We start from the raw sequence: 19,788 nt of genomic DNA, 5'->3' as shown, positions 1-19,788 counted from the left end.
TGGGGCGGGGGAGAGGATCAGGCTGTGACAGGTTTAAGGTCCGGCGTGCCCTGCGGCGGCTGGGGAGCCAGCGGGGGCCGGAAGCCCCGCAACCGCAGCGCGTTGGTGAGCACGAAGACGCTGCTCAGGCCCATCGCGGCAGCGGCCAGCACGGGCGAGAGGGTGATGCCCCAGGCCGACAGCACGCCCGCCGCCACCGGAATCAGCAGCACGTTGTACGCGAACGCCCAGAAGAGGTTGACCCGGATATTGCGCAACGTGGCCCGCGAGAGTGCGACCGCGTTGGGCACCCCGCGCAGGTCGCCCGACATCAGGATCACGTCGGCGGTTTCCACGGCCACGTCCGTCCCGGTGCCGATGGCGACCCCCACGTCCGCCCGTGCCAGGGCCGGAGCGTCGTTGATGCCGTCCCCGACGAAGGCGACGGCGCGGCCGCCCGCCTGAAGCTCGGCCACCGCGTCCGCCTTGCCCTCGGGCAGCACCTCGGCCAGCACGCGGGTCACGCCGACCTCGCGGGCGACGGCCTCGGCGGTGGCGCGAGTGTCCCCAGTAATCATGGCGACCTCGGCGCCCTGCGCCTGCATCGCGCGAATGGCCTCGGCGCTGCCCTCGCGCACCGGGTCAGCCACGGCGATCAGCCCGGCCAGCACACCGTCCACCGCCACGAAGACGGGGGTGCGGCCCCGTGCGGCCAGCGCCCCGGCCTGCGTTCCCAACTCGCCCAGATCCAGCCCCTCCCCGTTTTGGCCCAGCCGCGCCATGTACCGCGCCGCGCCGACCTCCACCCGGCGGCCCTCCACGGTGGCCCGCAGGCCGTAGCCGGGGACCGCCTCAAAGTCGGTGGCGGTGGGGATGCTCAGGCCCCGGTCCCGCGCGGCCCGCTCAATCGCCCGCGCCAGTGGATGCTCGGAGGAGCTTTCCGCCGCCGCCGCCAGCCGCAGCAACTCGTCCTCGCTGACGGCAGAGGGCTGACCGCTGACGGCTTCCGTGACCTCCGGCGCCCCCCGCGTCACCGTCCCCGTCTTGTCCACGGCGATCACCCCGGCGCGGCCCAGGCCCTCCAGCGCGGCCCCGGTACGGAACAGCACGCCCATCTGCGCGGCCTTGCCGCTCCCCACCATGATACTCACCGGAGTGGCGAGGCCCATCGCGCAGGGGCAGGCGATGATCAGCACGGCGACCGTGTGCACCAGCGCGTTCGCCAGCGCTCCCTCCCCGCCGATCAGCATCCAGGCCAGGAAGGTCAGGGCGGCGATCACCAGCACGACCGGGACGAAGACGGCGACCACCTTATCCGCGAGCCCCTGGATGGGCGGGCGGCTCGCCTGCGCTCCCTCCACCAGCCGGATGATGCGCGAGAGGGCGGTGTCGGCCCCCACCCCGGTTGCCCGGAAGGTCAGCGCTCCGTTGCCGTTCACCGTGCCGCCCGTGACCTTCGTGCCGGGCAGCTTCTCCACCGGAACAGGCTCGCCCGTGAGCATGGACTCGTCCACGTAGGAGCGGCCGTCCACGACCTCGCCGTCTACCGGCAGCCGCTCGCCCGAGCGCACCAGCACGAGGTCGCCCAGCCGCACGTCGTCCGCCGCGACCTCCAGCACCTCCCCGCCGCGCTGCACCCGTGCCGTGTTGGGTTGCAGGGCCAGCAGGGTCCGCATCGCCTCGCTGCTCCTTCCCTTGGCGATGGCCTCAAACAGCTTGCCCAGCAGAATCAGGGTGATGACCACAGCCGACGCCTCGTAGTAGACGTGGGCGCTGCCCGGCGGGAAGAGGCCGGGGGCCAGCGTCACGAGGAGCGAGTACCCGAAGGCGGCGGTCGTGCCCAGCATGACGAGGGTGTTCATGTCGGGCGAGCGGTGCCGCAGCGCCGCCCAGCCTGTGCGGTAGAAGCGCAGGCCGGGGCCGAACTGCACGGGAGCGGCGAGTGCCAGCGTGACCCAGTTCAGCGTTCGCTCGCCCACCGCTCCCAGCAACCAGTGGTGCAGCGGCGCATACAACATGGGCACCATCGCAATGAGGAACAGCGGGATGCTGAAGGCCGCCGCAAAGGTCACGTCCCGCCGCAGCGCCGCAATCTCAGCGGCCTTGCGCTCGCGGTCGGCGTCGAGGCGCGACTGGGCCTGCGAGGCCTCGTCGGGCACGTCGTACCCCGCTCCACGCACGGCGTCCCGCAGGGCGGCGGGGGTTGTCGCGGCGGGCAGATACGTCACGGTGGCCCGTTCGGTGGCGAGGTTGACCGAGGCATTCAGCACCCCCTCCGCCTTGCCCAGCGCCCGCTCGACCCGGCCCACGCAGGCCGCGCAGGTCATCCCCTCCACCGGGAAGGAGAGTTCGGCGGTGCGGGCCTCGTAACCGGTGTCCTCCACCTTCCGGATCAGCGCTGCTGGGTTCGTCCGGGCGGGGTCGAAGGTCACGGTGGCCCGCTCGGTGGCGAGGTTCACGACCGCCTCCTCCACGCCGTCCACCTTCTTGAGGCCGCGTTCGACTCGCCCCACGCACGCGGCGCAGGTCATCCCGCCGATGTCGAGGTCGAGGGTCTTGGTGTCCATGCACCCAGCCTATACCCTCCGGGGGGGGATAGCAAGCCACATGATTTGGGAAATAGCCGCTGGGGTGGAATCCCTTTGATCCTCTAAACAAGCAAGAGTCGTTCATTCCTTGACACCCTCCCCCCCTGGGTCTATCCTGGGACCATGACCACTGAACTGACCATTTCCGGAATGAGCTGCGGGCACTGCGTGAAGGCCGTGGAGGGGGCGCTGAAGGGCGTTCCTGGCGTGCAAGGTGTCCAGGTGGACCTTTCGGCGGGCAAGGCGACCGTGCAGGGCGAGGCCGAGCAGAGCGCCCTGATCGCCGCCGTGACCGAGGAAGGCTACGGCGCGACGGTCGCCGCCGGGCAGTGAGGCGGGGCCTGCTGCTGGGGGCAGCGCTCGCGGGTGGGGCGCTGGCCCAGACGCACTCGCATGGGGGCCACGGGGGCGCCATGACGATGGAGGCGATGAACGCGCAGATGATGGCCGAGCTGCGCTCCCTGCGGGGCCGGGCCTTCGACGTGCGCTTCTCGCAGCTCATGATGGACCACCACCAGATGGCGGTGGAGATGGCGCGGGCCTCCCTGAAGTCCGGCCGCGACTCACGGGTTCGGGCCGCCGCCCGCGAGGTCATCACCGCGCAGGAAAAGGAACTCGCGCAGATGGGCGCCTGGGTGAAGACTTGGACAGGCAAGGCCTACCGCCCCACCTCCATGACCCTGAACGTTCCGCGCAGCGGCGTGGACCGTTGGTTCCTGGCCGACATGATTCCTCACCACCAGGGCGCGGTCGAGATGGCGCGGCTGGTCCCGGCCCGCACCCAGAACGCCGCCGTGCGGAAGCTGGCCGGGCAGATCATCCGGAGCCAGTCTGCCGAGATCAACCAGTACCGCGCGTGGCTGAAGGTCGTGAAATGACTCAGGCCGACCCCGCCGCCCACTGCCACCCCGAGAACAAGCTGTGCATGCCCGAAGACGCCCGCCGCCGCGCGGCCCGGCGCCTGAGCATTGCGCGGGGGCATCTGGAGTCCATCGTGCGGATGCTCGACGAGCCGGACGTGTACTGCGTGGACGTGCTGCGGCAGATCAAGGCGGTGCAGGGCGCCCTCTCCGGCGCGGGTGAGGTCGTCCTGCGTGGCCACCTCGAAGCCCACGTCGCCACCGCCCACGAGCGCGGGGACACGCTGGAGATGGTCGAGGAGTTGATGGAAGCCCTGAAGTACCGGTAGACCCCTCAGCTTTCAACGGTCAGTCCCCAGCGGCTGGCCGTTTCTGCTGCCGCAGTCGTCCCGGCAGCGCGTGGAGGTCGCGCAGGCTGGCGGCGGGCAGGAAGGCGTCCAGCAGCGGAAGGGCCGCCGCCACCGCCCGCTGCACGGGCTGGTAGCCGGGCAGGGAGGCCAGTGGCGAGAGCCACACCAGCAGGCCCGCGCGGGCGCGGAGGTCGCGCAGGGCGCGGGTCAGCGTGTCCGGTTCGCCCGTGTCCAGTCCGTCGCTGAGAATCAGGACCACCGTGTCGCGGGTCACCCGGCTCCGCTCCTCCCGCGCCAGCCGCAACAGGTTGTCCCCGATGCGGGTGCCGCCGCCCCACGCCCCACCGAGGTCAGGGAGGGTCAGGGCCGCTCCCGGCACCGCCCGGCGCAGGTGCGGGGTCAGGCGCGTGAGGTCGGTGGAAAAGGCATACACCTCCACCCGCCGCGAGCGCAGGTGCAGGGCGTGGGCGAAGCGCAGCAGCCGCGCCGCGTGCTCGCCCATGCTGCGGCTGCCGTCGAGCACCAGCAGGAAGCGGGGGGCACGCTGGGGCCGTCCCAGCCAGCGCAGCCGGGCCGGGTCGCCCGCCGTCCGCGCCGCTGAGCGCAGGGTGCGCCGGGCGTCGAGCCGGGAGCCGACCGGACGCGGAACGAGCCGCCGCCCGCGCCCCAGTTCCACCGCCCGCACCAGCGCCCCGGCTGCCCGCAGCATCCCCGTGAGGTCGTCCTCCGGGGTGGTCACGCCACCCCCCGCGCCCGCATTCGGACTTCGGCGGGCGTGAAGCAGGGGTGCGGATGTGTCCGGGTCGCCCGTTGCCTCGCGTTCGGGGTCGGGACGGGTGGGGGTAGGCGCGGCGTCATCTTCCTCGCCCGCGATGGCTCGGCCCGCTGCGGTGGGTCGGGGCGGCCCTCCGTCTCCCGTCTGGCTCGCTGGAGCCGGGGGTGGGGGCGGCAGCGGGGCCTGCGTCTGGGGCAGCAGGGGCGGCAACTGGGGCGGCGCAGGAGCCTCGCCCTGCCGGAAGAGGGTATCGAAGGCCGCGTCAAATACCCGTCCCTCCTCCCGGCTGGCGGTCAGCACGGCCCGCAGGGCATCCCGCACCTCGCGCCGCCGCCCCAGATTCACTGCCTCCAGCGCGGCGAGGGCCGCTGCCGTTTCACCCGGTCCCAGCCGGAAGCCGTGCGCCGAGCGCAGGTGGGCGCACAGGGCCGACACGCGCGAGGGGAGGTCGGCGGTCACGGCCGGGCGAGCTTCTCCAGCACCGGGCGGGCCAGGAGTTGGTCCTCGCGCAGCTTCAGCACGGCGCCCAGGGTCAGCTCCAGCGCCTCCGCGTCGAGCCAGTCGCGGTGCAGGGCGACGAGCGCCGCCGCCCAGTCCAGCGTCTCGGCCACGCCGGGCGGTTTGCCCAGCGGCAGCTCGCGCAGGGCGTGGACGGCCCGCGTGACCTGTCCCGCCAGCGCCGCGTCAATCCCTGGCAGCCGCGCCCGCACGATCTCCAGTTCCTCGGCGCGGCTGGGGTAGTCCACCCACAGGTAGAGGCACCGCCGCCGCAGCGCGTCGCTGAGTTCGCGGGCGCGGTTGCTCGTCAGCAGGACGTGGGGGCGGGCGGTGGCCGTCAGGGTGCCCAGCTCCGGCACCGTGACCTGCCACTCGGCGAGCAGTTCCAGCATAAAGGCTTCGAACGCGTCGTCCGCCCGGTCCACCTCGTCGATCAGCAGCACCGGGGGCGTGGGCTGCCGAATCGCCTCGAGCAGAGGCCGCTGCATCAGGAACTCGGGGCCGTAGAGGTCGGCGTCGGTCACGGGCCGCCCCCCCGCCTCCGTCGCCCGCAGGTGCAGCAGTTGGCGGGCGTAGTTCCACTCGTAGAGGGCCGATTGAGCGTCCAGCCCCTCGTAACACTGGAGGCGAATCAGGCGGGTGCCCAGCGCCGCCGCGAGGGTCTTGGCGGCCTCCGTTTTGCCGACGCCCGCCGGACCTTCCAGCAAGAGCGGTTTGCCCAGCGCCACGACCAGCCGCAGCGCCGTCGCCAGCGCGTCCCCCGCCACGTACCCCCGCTCGCGGAAGGCGGCGCGGAGGTCAGGGGGTTCGGGGGGCGCGGTCACGCCAGGGTTCCGGCGCTCGCGCCGACCTGGGCGCTCATGTTCTGGAAGGTCTTCTGGATCAATTTTTGCGCCTGCGCGTCCAGCACCCGCCCGCCCACCGTCGCCACCGGGCCGCGCATGGTCGCGTCGCCGGTCCAGTCCAGCGTGGTCGTGCCGTCCCCGTTGTCCACGATGTTCGCGCCCGCCGTCAGGTCCACCACACTGCCCAGGCCGCCGCCCTGCACCTTCACGTTGACGCGGCCCTGCGCCTCGTCGGGCAAGACCTCGATCTTGAACTTGAACTTGCCGCGCACCATGCCCACGCCCACCTGCACGGTCGCGTCCATATGGGTCTGGTCGTGCACCACGACCTCCTGCACGTCGGGCAGGCAGCGGGCCACCCGTTCGGGGTCCTGCACGAAGGCCCAGACCACTGCCGGGGGCGCCTGGACCTGTTCCTGACCGCTGTAGTTCAGTTTCATGGGTCGTTCCTCCGTGGGGCGTGCCGGGGTTGCCGAACGCTTCTCATTGTGCCTCAGCGCGGCCTGCCGCCGGTCACGCGCCCCGTGTCCCCTACACTCCTCCCATGTCTGCTCCTCCCTCCGGCCCCGTCTGGGGCGTGCTGCTGGCCGCCGGGGAGAGCCGCCGGATGGGGCGGCCCAAACAGCTCGCGCCGCTGTGGGGAGAAACCCTGGTGCGCCGCGCCGCGCTGGCGCTGGCCGGGGGGGGCTTCGGCGGCCTGCTCGCGGTGGTGCCCCCAGGCGAGGTCGGGGAGCAGGTGCGGGGGGCGCTGCGGGGGTTGCCCTACGCCTTTGCCGTCAATCCGGACCCGGCGCGGGGCCTGGCGGGGTCGTTCCGGGTCGCCGGGGCCGCGCTGCCGCCGGGCCTCGCCGCCGCCCACTTCGCGCTGGCCGACATGCCGCTGGTCAGCCCGGGGGTCCACGCCCGGCTGCTGAGCGCCTTCCGGCAGACCGGGGCGCCGCTGGTGCTGGCCGAGTACGGGGAAGCGGGCGGGGGTGAGGCCGTGCGCGCCCCGCCCCACCTGCTGCGCGCCGACCTGCTCGCGGCGCTGCCGGGGCTGCCCGACGCCGACCACGGTCCCCGGGCGCTGCTGCGCCAGCACGCGGGGCAGGCCGTGACCCTGCGCTTTCCCGCCGCCCTGCTGGCCGACGTGGACACGCCGGACGACCTGGCCCGGCTGGCCGGAGAGGGGGAAGGCCGGGGCTAGCCGGGGTCAGTCCGGCGCGGTGAGCTGTGCCGCCAGCGCCGGGAACAGCTCGCGTACCTGGCGCTGCGCCGCGTGCCGAGCCACTTCCTCGCGGGCGATCAGGCGGGCGCGTTCGTAGCGCAGCAGCTCGGGGTCGGCGTGCAGCAGGCCCAGCACCACCTCGGCGTCCTGAAAGCGGCCCAGAGCTTCGAGGGTGTCGGTCACCACTGCGGGCACCTCGCCCAGCAGGTCGAGGGTGTAGCGGTAGCGTTTGAGGCGTTTGCGCCAGGCGTGCCACAGTTCCGCCTCGTGCGAGGCGAGCGCGACCTCGCCGCTGTCTTGCAGCTTCCTGCCGTCCTGGCGGGCCAGCCGCCGGGCACGGCCCTTCCAGCCGCTGGCGAGGTCGAAGCCGCGCGGGCGCCCGGGCCAGACGGTCCCTGCCAGCAGCGCCGCCCGCCGCTCGGCCCAGGTGCGGTCGAAGTAGGCCAGGGTGTCGGCGGGCACCCCCAGTTCGGTCAGCGCTTCGCGCAGGTGCCCCCCCGCCACGTCGTGGTCGCGCAGGGGCGCGGCGGCGCGGCGCAGGTCGCGCCAGGCCCGCTCGGTCTGGCGGCCCGCCTCCGCCACCCGCAGCTCGGCCTGGGCGCGGCGGGTCAGTTTGCGCGCGGCGTGCACCGCGCCCGGATCGCCTGCCCGCAGGTCGTCCCAGAGAACCTTGAGGCGGCGGGCCGCCTGGCTGTGCTTCGTCACCTTGTGGACCTCCCGGTCAGAGAAACGGGGCGCACGGGCAGCGGCTCGCCGAAGGCCGGATAGCGCCGCGCCGCGCCCGGATCGCCGCGCCCCTCCAGCACCGTCACCTCGGGCCGCCCGCCCACGCTGAGAGTCAGCAGCGCGAGGCGGCCCGTCTCGTAGGCGCCGAGATCCAGGTACACGTGGCGCCCCAGCCGCGACGGCCCGCGCACGGGCGTGTGGCCGTGGACGCTGTAGGTCACGCCGGGCGGCAGCGGAAAGGGACCCTCGAAGGGCCGCAGCCACAGCGCCGCCGACTCGGGGCTGGGATACTGGCGGTGCGCCACCGGCGGGCTGGCATGGGCGACCAGCACGCTGGGTTCGGCGGGCACCGCGCGGTGGACCTCCCCATCCCCGGTCACGTACACCACCCGCGTCAGGACGTCGAGGTATTCGGCCAGCCCCGCCGGAAACTGTTCCAGGGTCAGGCCGCCCGCCTCGCGCCGCACGCTCTCGCCGCCGTTGCCCATCCACCAGCGAAAGCCCTCCATCGCGCGGCGGTAGTCCTCCATCTCGCGGCTGGTCAGGTAGCGGCGGTACCACTGCAAGCCTTCTTGCGCCATGCGCTCGTGGTTGCCCATCAAGAGGGTCGCGCGGCCCTGGCGCTGAAGGTCCAGCAGCAGCTCGGCGCAGCGCAGGCTGTGCGGCCCACGGTCGATGGCGTCCCCCAGGCTCAGGAGGTGCGCGTCCGGCCCCAGGGTGTCCTGAATGTGCGCCACCGCCTCGCCCAGCAGGTCGGCCCGGCCGTGCAGGTCGGGAACCACGACCACAGGCCGGGTCACGCCCGGTCCTCGCCGCTGCCGGGTTCATCGGAAAAGTCCAGCAGCGTCTGCTTGTTGCGCTCGCGCAGCTGCCGGGCGCCGCCGGGGTCGGGGGTAAAGGTCACGCCCTGGGCCCCCACGGTCACCCGGTAGGCCGCGCCGTCCCGCACCCCGGGCAGCCACTCGGCGGGCAGCTGGTAGGTGCGGCCCCGCGCGTCTTCTACGTCCGCGAGGCCCGCGTCCTCGTCGAGCACGTCCACCACCACAAGGTCACCGGCCCAGGTCATGGGGGCAGTGTACGCCGGGTGGGATGAGGCGCGGCCCGCCCGCCCGCTTCCCTGGCCCTGAGCTTGCCCCGCCTGGCCCTGCGCCTATAGCCCTGGGCCCGCCCTGCACCTTTTGAGGGACGGAGAACCTCACGCCCGCCCGCTAGCCTGGAGCCATGAGCGACTCTCCTTCCTCCCCCCCCAACGTGACCCGCCGCCGCGTGCTGCGGGGGCTGCTGGGCGGCGGTCTGGCGGTGGGGGCGCTGGGCGGCGCGGGGGTGGCGCAGGCCGCGACCTTCGGGGTCGTGCGCGAGCGGGCCGCGCTGCCGGGGCTGCGCTCGCCGCTGCGCGCGGCCTTCCTGACCGACTTGCACTACGGGCTGTACGTGGGCGCGGGGCAGGTGCGCGGCTGGGTGGACGCGGCCAACGCCGAGCGCCCCGACGTGGTGCTGCTGGGCGGCGACTTTCTGGACACCCGCACGGACGCCGACCCCGCCCCGCTGCTCGCCGAACTCGCCCGCCTGCGCGCCCCGCTGGGCGTGTACGGCGTGTGGGGCAACCACGACTACGGCAGCTTCGGGCGCTACGCCCCGCGCTGGCGCGGTCCGGCCCGCCGCGACTGGTTCCAGCGCCAGCAGGACATGACGCGGGCCTTTGCGGCGGCGGGCGTGACCTTGCTGCGCGACGAGGGCCGGGCCGCGCGCAGCGACCTCTGGGTGGGCGGCGTGGACGACTTCTGGTTCGGCCAGCCGGACCCCGCCCAGGCCCTGGCGGGGGCGGGGGCGCGCGCCACCCTGCTGCTGAGCCACAACCCCGACATCCTGCCCGAGCTGCCGGGGCGGGCGGGGCTGGCGCTGTGCGGCCACACCCACGGCGGGCAGGTCCGGCTGCCCCTGATCGGCGCCCCGATGATTCCCAGCCGCTACGGCCAGCGCTACGCGATGGGCTGGGTCACGGGCGCCCACGCCACCCCCGCCTACGTCAGCCGCGGGCTGGGGACCAGCGGCGTGCCCTTTCGCAACCTCTGCCCGCCTGAAGTCACGCTGCTCAGCCTCACGCCTGCCTGAAAGCGGCGCGCAGGCCCCTCCCCCCACAGACGGAGACGGTCAGGCCGACCGGGCGGTCACTTCCTCTTCCAGCAGGCGCAGCAGGGCGCCCACCACCGCCGGGTCGAAGTGCGTGCCGCTGCACCGCGCGAGGTGGGCGGCGGCCTCGGCGTGGGTCCAGGCCCGCTTGTAGGGGCGCACGCTGGTCAGGGCGTCGTACACGTCGCAGGCGGTCAGGATGCGCGCGGCCAGCGGAATGGCTTCTGCGGCCAGCCCGCGCGGGTAGCCGCCGCCGTCCCACTGCTCGTGGTGCGCGGCGATCACGGCCAGGGCGGCGCCGGGCACGCCGGGCAGCAACCCCGCCAGCCGCGTGCCCTCGCTGACGTGCTGCTGCATGCGGGCGCGGCCCGGGGCGTCTAGGGCGCCCGGATGACGCAAGAGGGCGTCGGGCAGGCTGATCTTGCCGATGTCGTGCAGCGACGCCCCCCAGTGCAGGGCGCGCAGTTCGGCGGCGCCCAGCCCCATCGCCTGCCCCAGCCGCAGCGCCAGCCGGGTCACCCGCTCGGTGTGGCCGCGCGTCTCCGCGTCCCGCGCTTCGAGCAGCACCCCCAGCGCCCGCAACGCGGCCGGGTGGGCAGCTTCCCGTTCGGCGCCCTGCGGCGCGGCCAGCAGCGCCAGCACCTCGGCGGCGGCGCCCAGCAGCTGCCGGTCGCCCGGGGTCCAGGTCCGCGCCGCGCCGCTGTAGGCCAGCAGCGCCCCGGTCAGGTGGCCCCGCGCGCCGCGCACGGGCGCGGCCAGCAGCGCCAGCACCCCCCGCGGCGCCAGGGCGGCGGCGTGGGCGCTGCGGCGGGTGTCCTCAAAGGCCAAGGCCCCCCCGTCGGCCGCGTTCAGGGCGGCCACCAGGGGCCAGGCGCCCCCGTCCTGTGCGGCGGACCCCCGGGACCCGGTGGGCACCGCGAAGTACCCCACCCCGGGCGCGGCTGTGCGCTCGGCCAGCAACTCGAGCACCGGACGCAGCGCCTCGCCCGCCCCGCTGGGCCTCAGCCCCAGCGCCGCCAGCCCGCGCCTCAGCTCCGGTGCGGTCACGGCCTCCGGCTGCGGCAGGCCGAGCGGAAGGGAACCAGGAGGCGCGAGGGTCTGGGCGGTCATCGGGTTGATGGTACTGCCAGAAATCTCACAGAAGTCTGATCTGGTGGGGAGGGGAGGACGGACTTGTCAAGGACATCTTTGACCGTGTTAGGCGGAGATGAAGGAAACCTTCAGGAGAGGGCGGGCCTGTGCCGGAAGGCAGGCCCGCCTTTCTCTGACAGCCGTCTGACAGCGCGAGGCTCAGGGCAGCCCGAAGCCCCCGGCGAAGGCGTGGACCTCGGCCTTCACGTCCTCGCCTTTCAGCGCCCGGTCGACCAGTCCGGCGATGGTGTCCATGTCGGCCTCGACCATGCCGCGCGTAGTGACCGCCGGGGTGCCCAGGCGGATGCCGCCGCCGTGCAGGATCTTTTCGGTGTCGTAGGGAAGGGTGGATTTGGAGATGGTGATGTGGTTGGCGTCCAGCCGCCGGGTCGCCTTGGTGCCGTTGAGGCCCTGGGGCCGCAGGTCGAGCACCAGCAGGTGGTTGTCGGTGCCCCCCGACACGACCCGGTAGCCCCGGTCCTGAAAGGCCTGCGCCAGCGCCTGCGCGTTCTTGATCACCTGCGCGCTGTACTCGCGGAACTCGGGCCGCAGCGCCTCGCCGAAGGCGACGGCCTTGGCCGCGATCACGTGTTCCAGCGGGCCGCCCTGGTAGCCGGGAAAGACAGCCCGGTCGATCTTGGCGCCCAGTTCGGGGTCGTTGGACAGGATGATCCCCCCGCGCGGCCCCCGCAGCGTCTTGTGGGTGGTGGAGGCGACCACGTGCGCGTGGGGCAGTGGGTTGGGGTGCAGCCCAGCCGCGACCAGTCCGGCGATGTGCGCGATGTCCGCGAACAGGATCGCCCCCACCTCGTCCGCCACCTCGCGGAACGCCGCGAAGTCGATGGTCCGGCTGTAGGCGCTCGCGCCCGCGATGATCATCTTGGGGTGGTGCTCGTGGGCGAGGCGGCGCACCTCCTCCATGTCGATGCGCTCGGTCTCGGGGTTTACCTTGTACCCGACGATGTGGTAGCGCAGGCCCGAGAAGTTCACCGGGTTGCCGTGGGTCAGGTGCCCGCCGTGCGAGAGGTCCATGCCCAGCACCACGTCGCCGGGTTCGATCAGCGCGTTGTAGACGGCCAGGTTGGCGCTGCTGCCCGAGTGCGGCTGCACGTTGGCCCACGCCGCGCCGAACAGCTGTTTCACCCGCTCGATGGCGAGCGTCTCGACCCGGTCCACGACCTCGCAGCCGCCGTACCAGCGCTTGCCGGGGTAGCCTTCGGCGTACTTGTTGGTCAGGACGCTGCCCTGCGCTTCCCGCACCGCCGCCGAGGTGAAGTTCTCGGAGGCGATGAGTTCCAGCCCCACACGCTGGCGCCCTTGCTCCTGCGCGATCAATTCGAAGACTTCGGTGTCGCGGGCCGCCGCGCCCGGAACGGCGGCCTGGACGCTGGCAGAGGGTTCGGCGGTGGTCATGGGGCTACGGTAACACCCGGCGGTGAGGGGCGCCGGGGCCTTGTCCTCCCAGCGGGGACGTGAGGACAGGCAGCTCAGGCCCGCTCGGCTTCGGCGGTAGCCCCGGCGGGGCGGTGCGCCGCGCCCCAGCGTCCCATCGCCGCGATGATCTCGCCCAGGCTCTCGCCGTGCGGGGTGAGGGTGTACTCCACGCGGGGCGGCACCTCGGCGTGGACGGTGCGGGTGAGCAGCCCCTCGGCTTCCAGGTGGCGCAGCCGCTCGGTCAGCGTCTTGGGCGACACCCGCCCCAGCGCCCGCTTGAGGTCGCTGTAGCGCCGGGTCCCGGCCAGCAGCTCGCGCAGCACCAGCGTGGTCCACTTGCCCCCGATCACGGTCAGGGTGCGTTCGACCCCGCACTCGGGGCCGGAGGAAGCGGCGCGGCCATATTTCATGCCCCCAGCATAGGCCGCAGGCCCGCCAGGCGAAAAGGTTCCTTTTGGAAAGCGGCTTTCTTTCTCCCGCCTTCTTCCGGGAGGGAAGTGCAGTTCCTACCCTGAGGGCATGACCCATACGGAGCAGAGGGACGCGGGCCAGGGCGGCGGCGGGCGCCAGCTGGCGATTCTGGGCGGCACGGGGCGCAGCGGACGGCTCCTGATCGACGTGGCGCTCGCTGCCGGGTATGGGTTGCGGGTGCTGGCGCGCGACCCCGCCCGGCTGCACCGCCAGGACCCCCGGCTGGTCCCGGTGACCGGAGACGCCCGCGACCCGCAGGCGGTGGCGACCCTGCTGGAGGGGGTGGACGCGGTCCTGAGCGCGCTGGGACCCGTGCGCGGCGAGGCGCGCGGCGACGGCAGCGGTGTGATGACCCGCGCGGCCGAGAACCTGGTCGCGGCGATGTCGGGGGCGGGCGTCTCGCGCCTGATCTCGATGACGGGCGCGGGCGTGGCGCAGCCTGGGGACCAGCCCAAGGTCTTTGACCGGGTGATTCGCACGGCGCTGCGCCTGAGCCAGCCCGACGTGCTGCGCGACTCGGAGGGCCACGTCGCGCGGCTGCGCGAGAGCGACCTGGCCTGGACGGTCGTGCGGGTGCCTATGCTGATCGACGGCCCCGCCCAGCCGGTGCGTGCCGGAAGGGTCGGGGACATCGGCCCGCGTGTCAGCCGGGCGAGCGTGGCGACCTTCATGCTGGAGCAGCTGGACAGTGACCGCTGGTTGCGGCAGGCGCCCGCGATCAGCCACTGACCCCCGCTACAGGTCCCCCGCCAGCCACCGCACCACGTTCTTTCCCAGCGCCGCGTTGCTCAGGTTGGGCCAGTTGTTGTAGCTGCCCGTGCTGCCGTCCGAGGAGGTGTTGTCTCCGAAGGTGCTGCTGTCGCCCCACATCGCCACCCGGCCCGCGCCCACCGTGTTCACGCCGAGGTAGGTCTTGCCGCCCGTGCCCATCAGCGCGGTGCCCCGCAGAACGTCCACGCTGGTGCCCACGTACACGCCCGCGCTGCTCACGCCGCTGAGGATGGGGTGGGAGGTCAGCGGGGTCGCGGTGTACACCGGGTCGCTGAAGCTGGAGTTGAAGGAGGCCCCCAGCCCGAACACGCTGTCACTGTCCAGACTGGCCTGGTACGCGGTGCTCACGCTGCCCGGCGTGCTGCCGTCCCACCCGTTGAACACCTCGGGGCTGTCCCAGCCGTTGTTGTTGCGGTCGCTGACCCGGTGGTCGGTGATCAGGAAGACCCCGCCCCCGTTTTGCACGAAAGTCTGGATGGCCGCCCGTTCCGCGTCGCTGAAGGGGGCCTGCGGTTCGGGGATGACCAGCACGGACGCGCCCGACAGCGTGGTCGAGGTGATCGCCGTGCCTGTCACGCTGCTCACCGCGTAGCCCAGCTCCCGCAACGCCGCCGCGTAGTCGCTGTAGGCCCCGTCGATGCGCCAGTCGGCGTTTCCGGCGTCCTCGGCCTTCGTGAGGTCGAACAGCACCTTCTTGGCGATCCCCCCGCTCCCGCCGTTCGCCGCGCCGGGGGTGGCGACCTGCACCCGGAAGTCCACGCTGTTGGTGTCCGTATCCGTGCCGTCGGGCACGCGGGCCAGGGCGCTGCCCGCGCCGGTCGTGGGGGCCGGACTGCCCTCGCCCCGGCCCGAGGTCGGCGTGCCGTAGGCCACCGCGTCGATCACGGTTCCCGACTTCAGCAGGCGCAGGCTGCCGCTGCCGTTGTTCAGGTCCGCGCCCACGTTCACGACCGAGCGGTTCGGCACGGTGCTGTCCTGCGCCACCACGAAGTAGCCGCTCGCCGGGATGGTCCCCGACAGTGTCAGGGTGCGGTACGCGGTGCCCGCCGTATCAAAAGCCGTCAGCGTGTAGCCGCTCAGGCTCTTGCCCGCCGGACCCTTCAATTCGATAAAGGTGCCCGCGTCGGTGCCGGGCGCGTCGTAGTACAGCTCGTTGAGGACCGGCTCGCCCGCCGCCGCGAGCGCAGCCAGCGCGGGGGACGGGGCGGCGGTCCGGGCCTCCGGTGCGTGGCCGCAGGCCGTGAGGGTCAGCGACAGGGTGAGCAGGGCAGAGACGGGCGCAGAGACGGGCAGAGAAGCGTTCACGCCGCTTACCCTGCCGCCCGAAGTGTGATGCGGGTGTCAAAGCCGCCGGGGCCGCAGCGCAAACGGGTCCGGCCTTGACCCCCTTCCCCGCGCCCGCTACCCTGAGCCGATGACGCCCCGTCTGTCCCGGCTGGCCGGTACACCTTCGCCCTTTGCGGGGCGCGGGGCAGCGCCGACCTGAAAGACGGTCGAGCGCCCGGTCCCGCCACCTGCCAGTGGCGGGTTTTTCGTTGCCGTCAGGAGAAGCCATGAGAGAAGAAGCGCTGCAAGCCATTCAAGAAGCCCCCGACCTCGGCACCCTCCAGAGCGTCAAGACCCGCTACGTGGGCAAGAGCGGCCTGGTGACCAGAGAACTCGGTGCCCTGGGCAAGCTGCCCCCCGAGGAGCGCAAGGCCCGGGGCGCGGAGATCAACGCCGTGCGTCAGGCCATCGACGCCGCCCTGGGTGAGCGCGAGGCGGTGCTCAAGCGTGCTGCCCTCGACGCCCGGCTCGCTTCCGAGGCGCTGGACGTGACCCTGCCCGGCCTGCCCCTCCCGGCGGGCGGGCTGCATCCCATCAACCGGGTGTACGAGGACCTTACCGGCATCTTCGGGCGGCTGGGCTATGCGGTGATCGAGGGACCGGAGGTCGAGGACGAGCACCACAACTTCGAGGCGCTCAACGTGCCGTGGTACCACCCCGCCCGCGACCTTCAGGACACCTTCTGGCTGGAGGACGGCCGCCTGCTGCGCACCCACACCTCGCCCATGCAGGTGCGCTACATGGTGGACCACGAGCCGCCCCTGAAGATCGTCGTGCGCGGCAAGGTCTACCGCTACGAGGCCACCGACGCCACCCACGAGGCGATGTTTCACCAGCTGGAGGGCCTGGTCGTGGGCGACGGCATCTCCATGGCCGACCTCAAGGGCACGGTCGCGGAGATGGCGCGCGGGCTGTACGGCCCGACCGCGCGGGTGCGCTTTCAGCCCTCCTATTACCCCTTCACCGAACCCGGCGCCGACTTCGCCGTGTGGTGGGAGAATCCGCGCGGCGAGAGCAAGTGGCTGGAGCTGGGCGGCTGCGGCATGGTCCACCCCAGCGTGTTCCGGGCCGTGGACGACCTGCGCGAGGCGGCGGGCAAGCCCCGCGTGTATGAGGGCAAGACGGGCTTCGCCTTCGGGCTGGGGCCGGAGCGCATCGCCATGCTGAAGTACGGGATTCCCGATATCCGCTACTTCTACGCCAACGACCCCAGGGTGCTGGGGCAGTTCCGGGGGGAGCTGGGGTGAGGGCCAGAGCCGTCGGCATCCTCTTCAATAATCAAAACGAAGTCCTCCTGATGCGCCGCCGCAAGGAAGGCCGCGTCTACGCCACCCTGCCCGGCGGCGGCATCGAGGGCAGCGAGACGCCCGCCGAAGCCTGCGCCCGCGAGATGCTGGAGGAGGTCAACCTCGCCGTAGAGGTCGTCCGCGAAGTCCTGACGCTGGACAATCTCGGCAACCGCGAGCACTACTTCCTGACCCGCGTGCTGTCCGGCGAGATGCGCCTCGGGGACGGTCCCGAAGGCGTGCGCCACAGCGATGAGAACTGGTATTCGCCCGAATGGGTGGCGCTCCATAGGCTGGACGAGGTGAATCTGGTGCCGGAGGGGGTTCGGGGGCTGGTGCGGGAGATGGGGGAGGAGGGATGAACGGGAGCGGGGTGGCCCGGCCCGCTCACCCCCACCCGGCCTCCCCCCTTAAGGGGGAGGGGCTACAAATTCTTCCTCAATTCCACGACTTGCTGAATTCGTTCCAGAACACCACCGAGGTTGCTTCTAACCTCGTTGTTCCAGAAACGGAGAGTCTGGAAGCCGTGGGCGGCCATGTCCGTGTCCCGCTCCCGGTCCGCCTCGCTGTTGAGGTGCTGGCTGCCGTCGAGTTCAATGACAAGGCTGCGCTCGTAACACACGAAGTCGGCCACGTATCGCCCCATCGGTTCTTGCCGCCGAAAGCTGACGCCGAGTGCCTTGCCGCGCAAGTGCTGCCACAGCAGCGCCTCCTCGGGCGTCATGCGACGCCGCAGCGACCGCGCGACTTCGGTGGACGGACTCATCCTTTCTCCCCTGTAACCCACACCTCAACCTAACGCCCTCACATCTTTTCTCCCTCCCCCTTCAGGGGGGAGGGCCGGGGAGGGGGTGAGCAGGCCAAGCAGCCCTTTCTCCGTTCCACTCAATTTGCCCCCGAGGTCCCCCATGAAACTGCCCTACTCCTGGCTCAAGGAACTTGTCCCCGCCCTCCCGCCTGTCTCCGACCTCGAACCCCTCCTCGCCTCGCTGGGGCTGCCACTGGAAGGGGTGGAGGAGGTGCCCGCCCCGGCCGAGGGCGTCGTGCTCGCCACCGTCACGCAGGCCGAGCCTCTGCCCGGCACCGCGCTGACCCGCCTCGCGCTCGACGTGGGGCCGCACGGGGCGCGGGAGATCGCTTCGGGGGCGCCCAACGCGGTGGGCCTTCCCGTCGGAACGATGGTCGCCCTCGTGACCCCTGGCACCCGCCTGGGCGACGTGGAATACGGCGTGCGCCCGATGCAGGGCGTGGAGTCGTGGGGCATGGCCGCGAGCGCGAAGGAACTCGGGGTCGGGGAAAGCAGCGCCGGACTGCTGCTGTTCCCGGCGGGGACGGCGGCGCCCGGCACGCCCATGCGCGAGCTATGGGCCGCCGACTCGGTCCTCGACGTGGAGGTCACCCCCAACCGCGCCGACGTGCTGAGCGCCTTGGGCCTCGCCCGCGACCTCGCGGCGTACCTGGGCACCGAGCTGGTGGAGCCGGAAGCTGGCCCCGCCGCCAGCGGGGAGGGCGAGATTCGTGTCGTCCTTCCCCCGCGTGGGGTGACGCTGGAGCGCGACCCCTCCGGCAAGATTCGGTTCGGCTGCGACCACTTCGCGGCCCGGACCGTGGGCGGCTTGCAGAACGGCCCCGCGCCCCTGTGGATGCAGCGCCGCCTGACCCTGGCGGGGATGCGCTCCATTGACTTGATCGTGGACACCAGCAACTACGTGATGCTGGAACTCGGCCAGCCCACCGCCCTCTACGACCGCCGCGACGTGGAGGGCGACCAGATCGTCGTCTCCTTCGGGCTGCGGCAGGGCGAAACCGTGCGCGACCTGCTGGGGGGCGAGCACACCGTCGGCCCCGAAGACCTGCTGATCCGCGACGGGCGCGAGGTGGGCATTCCCAGCGTGGCGGAGGCCTTCGCCACGGCGGGCCAGCCGAAAGCGGGCCAGGGCGTATTAGGCATTGCGGGCATCATGGGCGGCGACCACGGGCACGTGCGGGCGGACACGGCGGACGTGGTGATCGAGTCCGCGCACTTTGACCCCGTGTTGCTGCGCCGCACGAGCACCCGCCTGGGCCTCAAGACCGACGCCGTCTACCGCTACGAGCGCGGCGTGGACCCCCTGCTCGCGCCCCGCGCCGCCGACCGGGTGGCGGGGCTGCTCGCCCGGCACGGCGGCGGCCAGGTCCATCCCGGCGCGACCGTCGTGGGCCAGCCCGAACTCCCCGGCCCCATCGGGGCGACGGGCGAGCAGATTCGTGCCCTGCTGGGCATGGAGATCACCAGCCGGGAGATGGCCGCGCTGCTGACCCGGCTGGGCTGTCAGGTCGTGCAGGACGGCGAACACCTGACTGTCACCCCGCCGCCGTGGCGGGTGGATATGGTGCTGTGGCAGGACCTCGCGGAGGAGGTCGCCCGGCTGCACGGCTACGCGCACCTTCCCGAGACGCTGCCTACCCTGCGCGTCCACCCCAGCAACGTGGGCGCCGAGCGGGACAGCGCCGCCCGCGCCGACCTGCGCCGCACCCTCGCCGGGCTGGGCGCTCAGGAGGTCGTGACCTACACTTTTACCAGCGACGAGGAGGCCCATCAGGCCCGCGCCGCGCGTCCCGGCGTACGCCTGCAAAATCCCCTCAGCGCTGACCGGACCGGGCTGCGGACCGCCCTCTACCCCAGCCTGCTGAAGGCCGCCCAGGCCCACCCCAGGGGCGAGCGGGTGCTGTTGTTCGAGATCGGGCGCGTCTTCCCGGCGTCGGGCGAGGCCGAGCGCCTCGGGCTGCTGATGCGCGGGCCGCTCGCCCCGGCGACCTACCAGCCTGGCGTGGCGGGGTCGTTCGCGGCGTTCAAGGGGCTGGTGGAAGCCTTCGCCGCCGGGCAGGGCGCGGCGCTGGAGGTGCGGCAGGTGCGCGGCGAGGCGGTGCCCCCGGCCCTGCACCCCGGCATCGCGGGCGAGGTCGTCTGGAACGGGCAAAGCGTGGGCTGGCTGGGCGCCCTGCACCCCGAGATCGCTGCCGAGTTCGGCCTGAAGGGAGAAACCTACCTGCTGGAAGCGGGCCTGCCGCTGCCGGGCCGCGCCTGGGGCTTCCGCGACCCCAGCCGCGCCCCCGCCGCGTGGCGCGACCTCGCCGTGATCGCCCCGCGTGGCGTGAGCTACGGCGAGGTGGCCGCCCTGCTGCGCGGGGAGGCGGGCGAGCTGCTGGAGAGCGTGCAACCCTTTGACGTCTACGAGGGCGAGCAGGTGGGCGAGGGCAACCGCAGCGTGGCCGTGCGCCTCGTCTTCCGGGGCGAGCGGACCCTGACCGACGCCGAGGTGGACCCCGTGATGGACCGCCTGATGGACGCGGTGCGGGCGCAGGGCTGGAGCATCCGCGAGAAGTAGGCCGGGAGCAGGGGTGGGGCTGGGGCGAGAGGCTCCGGCCCCT

Annotated in this window: 21 protein-coding genes; 9 read left to right on the top strand and 12 right to left on the bottom strand. The window is 72.7% G+C overall.

The window, feature by feature from the left end:
- Positions 1 to 17: 17 nt before the first annotated feature.
- Positions 18 to 2,546, bottom strand: coding sequence for a heavy metal translocating P-type ATPase (locus HNQ09_RS05820; protein ID WP_184026687.1), 2,529 nt, complete (start codon positions 2,544 to 2,546; stop codon positions 18 to 20).
- Positions 2,547 to 2,690: 144 nt separating this feature from the next.
- On the opposite strand from HNQ09_RS05820, the gene HNQ09_RS05815 reads away from it, so the two are divergent.
- Genes HNQ09_RS05815 through HNQ09_RS05805 form a run of 3 tightly spaced genes read left to right on the top strand, consistent with a single transcriptional unit; the run spans position 2,691 to position 3,756 of the window.
- On the top strand, positions 2,691 to 2,900 hold the full coding sequence (locus HNQ09_RS05815) for a CopZ family metallochaperone (protein WP_184026685.1): 210 nt from the start codon (positions 2,691 to 2,693) through the stop codon (positions 2,898 to 2,900).
- A complete protein-coding gene (locus HNQ09_RS05810) occupies positions 2,897 to 3,445 on the top strand; it encodes a DUF305 domain-containing protein (protein ID WP_184026683.1) in 549 nt (182 codons plus the stop codon). Before HNQ09_RS05815 ends, HNQ09_RS05810 begins: the two co-directional genes overlap by 4 nt.
- On the top strand, positions 3,442 to 3,756 hold the full coding sequence (locus tag HNQ09_RS05805) for a metal-sensitive transcriptional regulator (RefSeq protein ID WP_184026681.1): 315 nt from the start codon (positions 3,442 to 3,444) through the stop codon (positions 3,754 to 3,756). Before HNQ09_RS05810 ends, HNQ09_RS05805 begins: the two co-directional genes overlap by 4 nt.
- 19 nt (positions 3,757 to 3,775) lie before the next feature.
- On the opposite strand, the gene HNQ09_RS05800 is transcribed toward HNQ09_RS05805, so the two are convergent.
- Genes HNQ09_RS05800 through HNQ09_RS05790 form a run of 3 tightly spaced genes read right to left on the bottom strand, consistent with a single transcriptional unit; the run spans position 3,776 to position 6,335 of the window.
- Positions 3,776 to 5,011, bottom strand: a complete 1,236-nt coding sequence (locus HNQ09_RS05800; protein ID WP_184026679.1) for a VWA domain-containing protein — start codon at positions 5,009 to 5,011, stop codon at positions 3,776 to 3,778.
- Entirely contained in the window at positions 5,008 to 5,874 is an 867-nt protein-coding gene (locus HNQ09_RS05795) for an AAA family ATPase (protein WP_184026676.1), read from the bottom strand. The genes HNQ09_RS05800 and HNQ09_RS05795 overlap by 4 nt, the downstream gene beginning before the upstream one ends.
- The gene (locus HNQ09_RS05790) at positions 5,871 to 6,335 is read right to left on the bottom strand and encodes an SRPBCC family protein (protein ID WP_184026674.1); all 465 of its coding nucleotides are present in this window, start codon (positions 6,333 to 6,335) and stop codon (positions 5,871 to 5,873) included. The genes HNQ09_RS05795 and HNQ09_RS05790 overlap by 4 nt, the downstream gene beginning before the upstream one ends.
- 104 nt (positions 6,336 to 6,439) lie before the next feature.
- On the opposite strand from HNQ09_RS05790, the gene HNQ09_RS05785 reads away from it, so the two are divergent.
- A complete protein-coding gene (locus tag HNQ09_RS05785) occupies positions 6,440 to 7,081 on the top strand; it encodes a nucleotidyltransferase family protein (RefSeq protein WP_184026672.1) in 642 nt (213 codons plus the stop codon).
- A 6-nt stretch (positions 7,082 to 7,087) separates the two neighbouring features.
- On the opposite strand, the gene HNQ09_RS05780 is transcribed toward HNQ09_RS05785, so the two are convergent.
- The 3 genes from HNQ09_RS05780 to HNQ09_RS05770 are packed head-to-tail and all read right to left on the bottom strand — an operon-like array spanning position 7,088 to position 8,894.
- Positions 7,088 to 7,807, bottom strand: coding sequence for a CHAD domain-containing protein (locus HNQ09_RS05780; RefSeq protein WP_184026670.1), 720 nt, complete (start codon positions 7,805 to 7,807; stop codon positions 7,088 to 7,090).
- Positions 7,804 to 8,628, bottom strand: coding sequence for a metallophosphoesterase (locus tag HNQ09_RS05775; RefSeq protein ID WP_184026668.1), 825 nt, complete (start codon positions 8,626 to 8,628; stop codon positions 7,804 to 7,806). Before HNQ09_RS05775 ends, HNQ09_RS05780 begins: the two co-directional genes overlap by 4 nt.
- On the bottom strand, positions 8,625 to 8,894 hold the full coding sequence (locus HNQ09_RS05770) for a hypothetical protein (protein ID WP_184026666.1): 270 nt from the start codon (positions 8,892 to 8,894) through the stop codon (positions 8,625 to 8,627). Before HNQ09_RS05770 ends, HNQ09_RS05775 begins: the two co-directional genes overlap by 4 nt.
- Positions 8,895 to 9,049: 155 nt before the next feature.
- Here HNQ09_RS05770 and HNQ09_RS05765 point away from each other — a divergent pair, with 155 nt between their 5' ends.
- On the top strand, positions 9,050 to 9,940 hold the full coding sequence (locus tag HNQ09_RS05765) for a metallophosphoesterase (protein WP_184026663.1): 891 nt from the start codon (positions 9,050 to 9,052) through the stop codon (positions 9,938 to 9,940).
- Between the two features lie 39 nt (positions 9,941 to 9,979).
- Here HNQ09_RS05765 and HNQ09_RS05760 read toward each other — a convergent pair whose 3' ends face one another.
- From HNQ09_RS05760 to HNQ09_RS05750, 3 genes are all read right to left on the bottom strand, one after another.
- Positions 9,980 to 11,068, bottom strand: a complete 1,089-nt coding sequence (locus HNQ09_RS05760; protein WP_184026661.1) for an HD-GYP domain-containing protein — start codon at positions 11,066 to 11,068, stop codon at positions 9,980 to 9,982.
- 180 nt (positions 11,069 to 11,248) lie between these two features.
- Entirely contained in the window at positions 11,249 to 12,502 is a 1,254-nt protein-coding gene (glyA, locus tag HNQ09_RS05755) for a serine hydroxymethyltransferase (protein WP_184026659.1), read from the bottom strand.
- Between the two features lie 74 nt (positions 12,503 to 12,576).
- Complete coding sequence (locus tag HNQ09_RS05750; RefSeq protein ID WP_184026657.1) at positions 12,577 to 12,933, bottom strand: winged helix-turn-helix transcriptional regulator; 357 nt, start codon at positions 12,931 to 12,933, stop codon at positions 12,577 to 12,579.
- Between the two features lie 109 nt (positions 12,934 to 13,042).
- On the opposite strand from HNQ09_RS05750, the gene HNQ09_RS05745 reads away from it, so the two are divergent.
- Complete coding sequence (locus tag HNQ09_RS05745; RefSeq protein WP_184026655.1) at positions 13,043 to 13,723, top strand: NAD(P)-dependent oxidoreductase; 681 nt, start codon at positions 13,043 to 13,045, stop codon at positions 13,721 to 13,723.
- Positions 13,724 to 13,729: 6 nt separating this feature from the next.
- Here HNQ09_RS05745 and HNQ09_RS05740 read toward each other — a convergent pair whose 3' ends face one another.
- The gene (locus HNQ09_RS05740; protein WP_343057627.1) at positions 13,730 to 15,070 is read right to left on the bottom strand and encodes a lamin tail domain-containing protein; all 1,341 of its coding nucleotides are present in this window, start codon (positions 15,068 to 15,070) and stop codon (positions 13,730 to 13,732) included.
- Positions 15,071 to 15,318: 248 nt separating this feature from the next.
- Here HNQ09_RS05740 and pheS point away from each other — a divergent pair, with 248 nt between their 5' ends.
- Complete coding sequence (gene pheS, locus HNQ09_RS05735) at positions 15,319 to 16,338, top strand: phenylalanine--tRNA ligase subunit alpha (protein WP_184026652.1); 1,020 nt, start codon at positions 15,319 to 15,321, stop codon at positions 16,336 to 16,338.
- Positions 16,335 to 16,739: an NUDIX domain-containing protein gene (locus tag HNQ09_RS05730; protein WP_184026649.1), complete on the top strand. Its 405-nt coding sequence runs from the start codon at positions 16,335 to 16,337 to the stop codon at positions 16,737 to 16,739. Before pheS ends, HNQ09_RS05730 begins: the two co-directional genes overlap by 4 nt.
- A gap of 62 nt (positions 16,740 to 16,801) precedes the next feature.
- On the opposite strand, the gene HNQ09_RS05725 is transcribed toward HNQ09_RS05730, so the two are convergent.
- Positions 16,802 to 17,143 (bottom strand): endonuclease domain-containing protein, encoded by a 342-nt coding sequence (locus HNQ09_RS05725; protein WP_184026647.1) that lies wholly within the window; start codon positions 17,141 to 17,143, stop codon positions 16,802 to 16,804.
- Between the two features lie 142 nt (positions 17,144 to 17,285).
- Here HNQ09_RS05725 and HNQ09_RS05720 point away from each other — a divergent pair, with 142 nt between their 5' ends.
- A complete protein-coding gene (locus tag HNQ09_RS05720; RefSeq protein WP_184026645.1) occupies positions 17,286 to 19,745 on the top strand; it encodes a phenylalanine--tRNA ligase subunit beta in 2,460 nt (819 codons plus the stop codon).
- Positions 19,746 to 19,788 lie beyond the last annotated feature (43 nt).

Origin of the sequence: Deinococcus budaensis, from assembly GCF_014201885.1 — a bacterium.
GTDB classification, from domain to species: domain Bacteria; phylum Deinococcota; class Deinococci; order Deinococcales; family Deinococcaceae; genus Deinococcus; species Deinococcus budaensis.
This window is presented reverse-complemented; position numbering and strand designations above follow the sequence as displayed.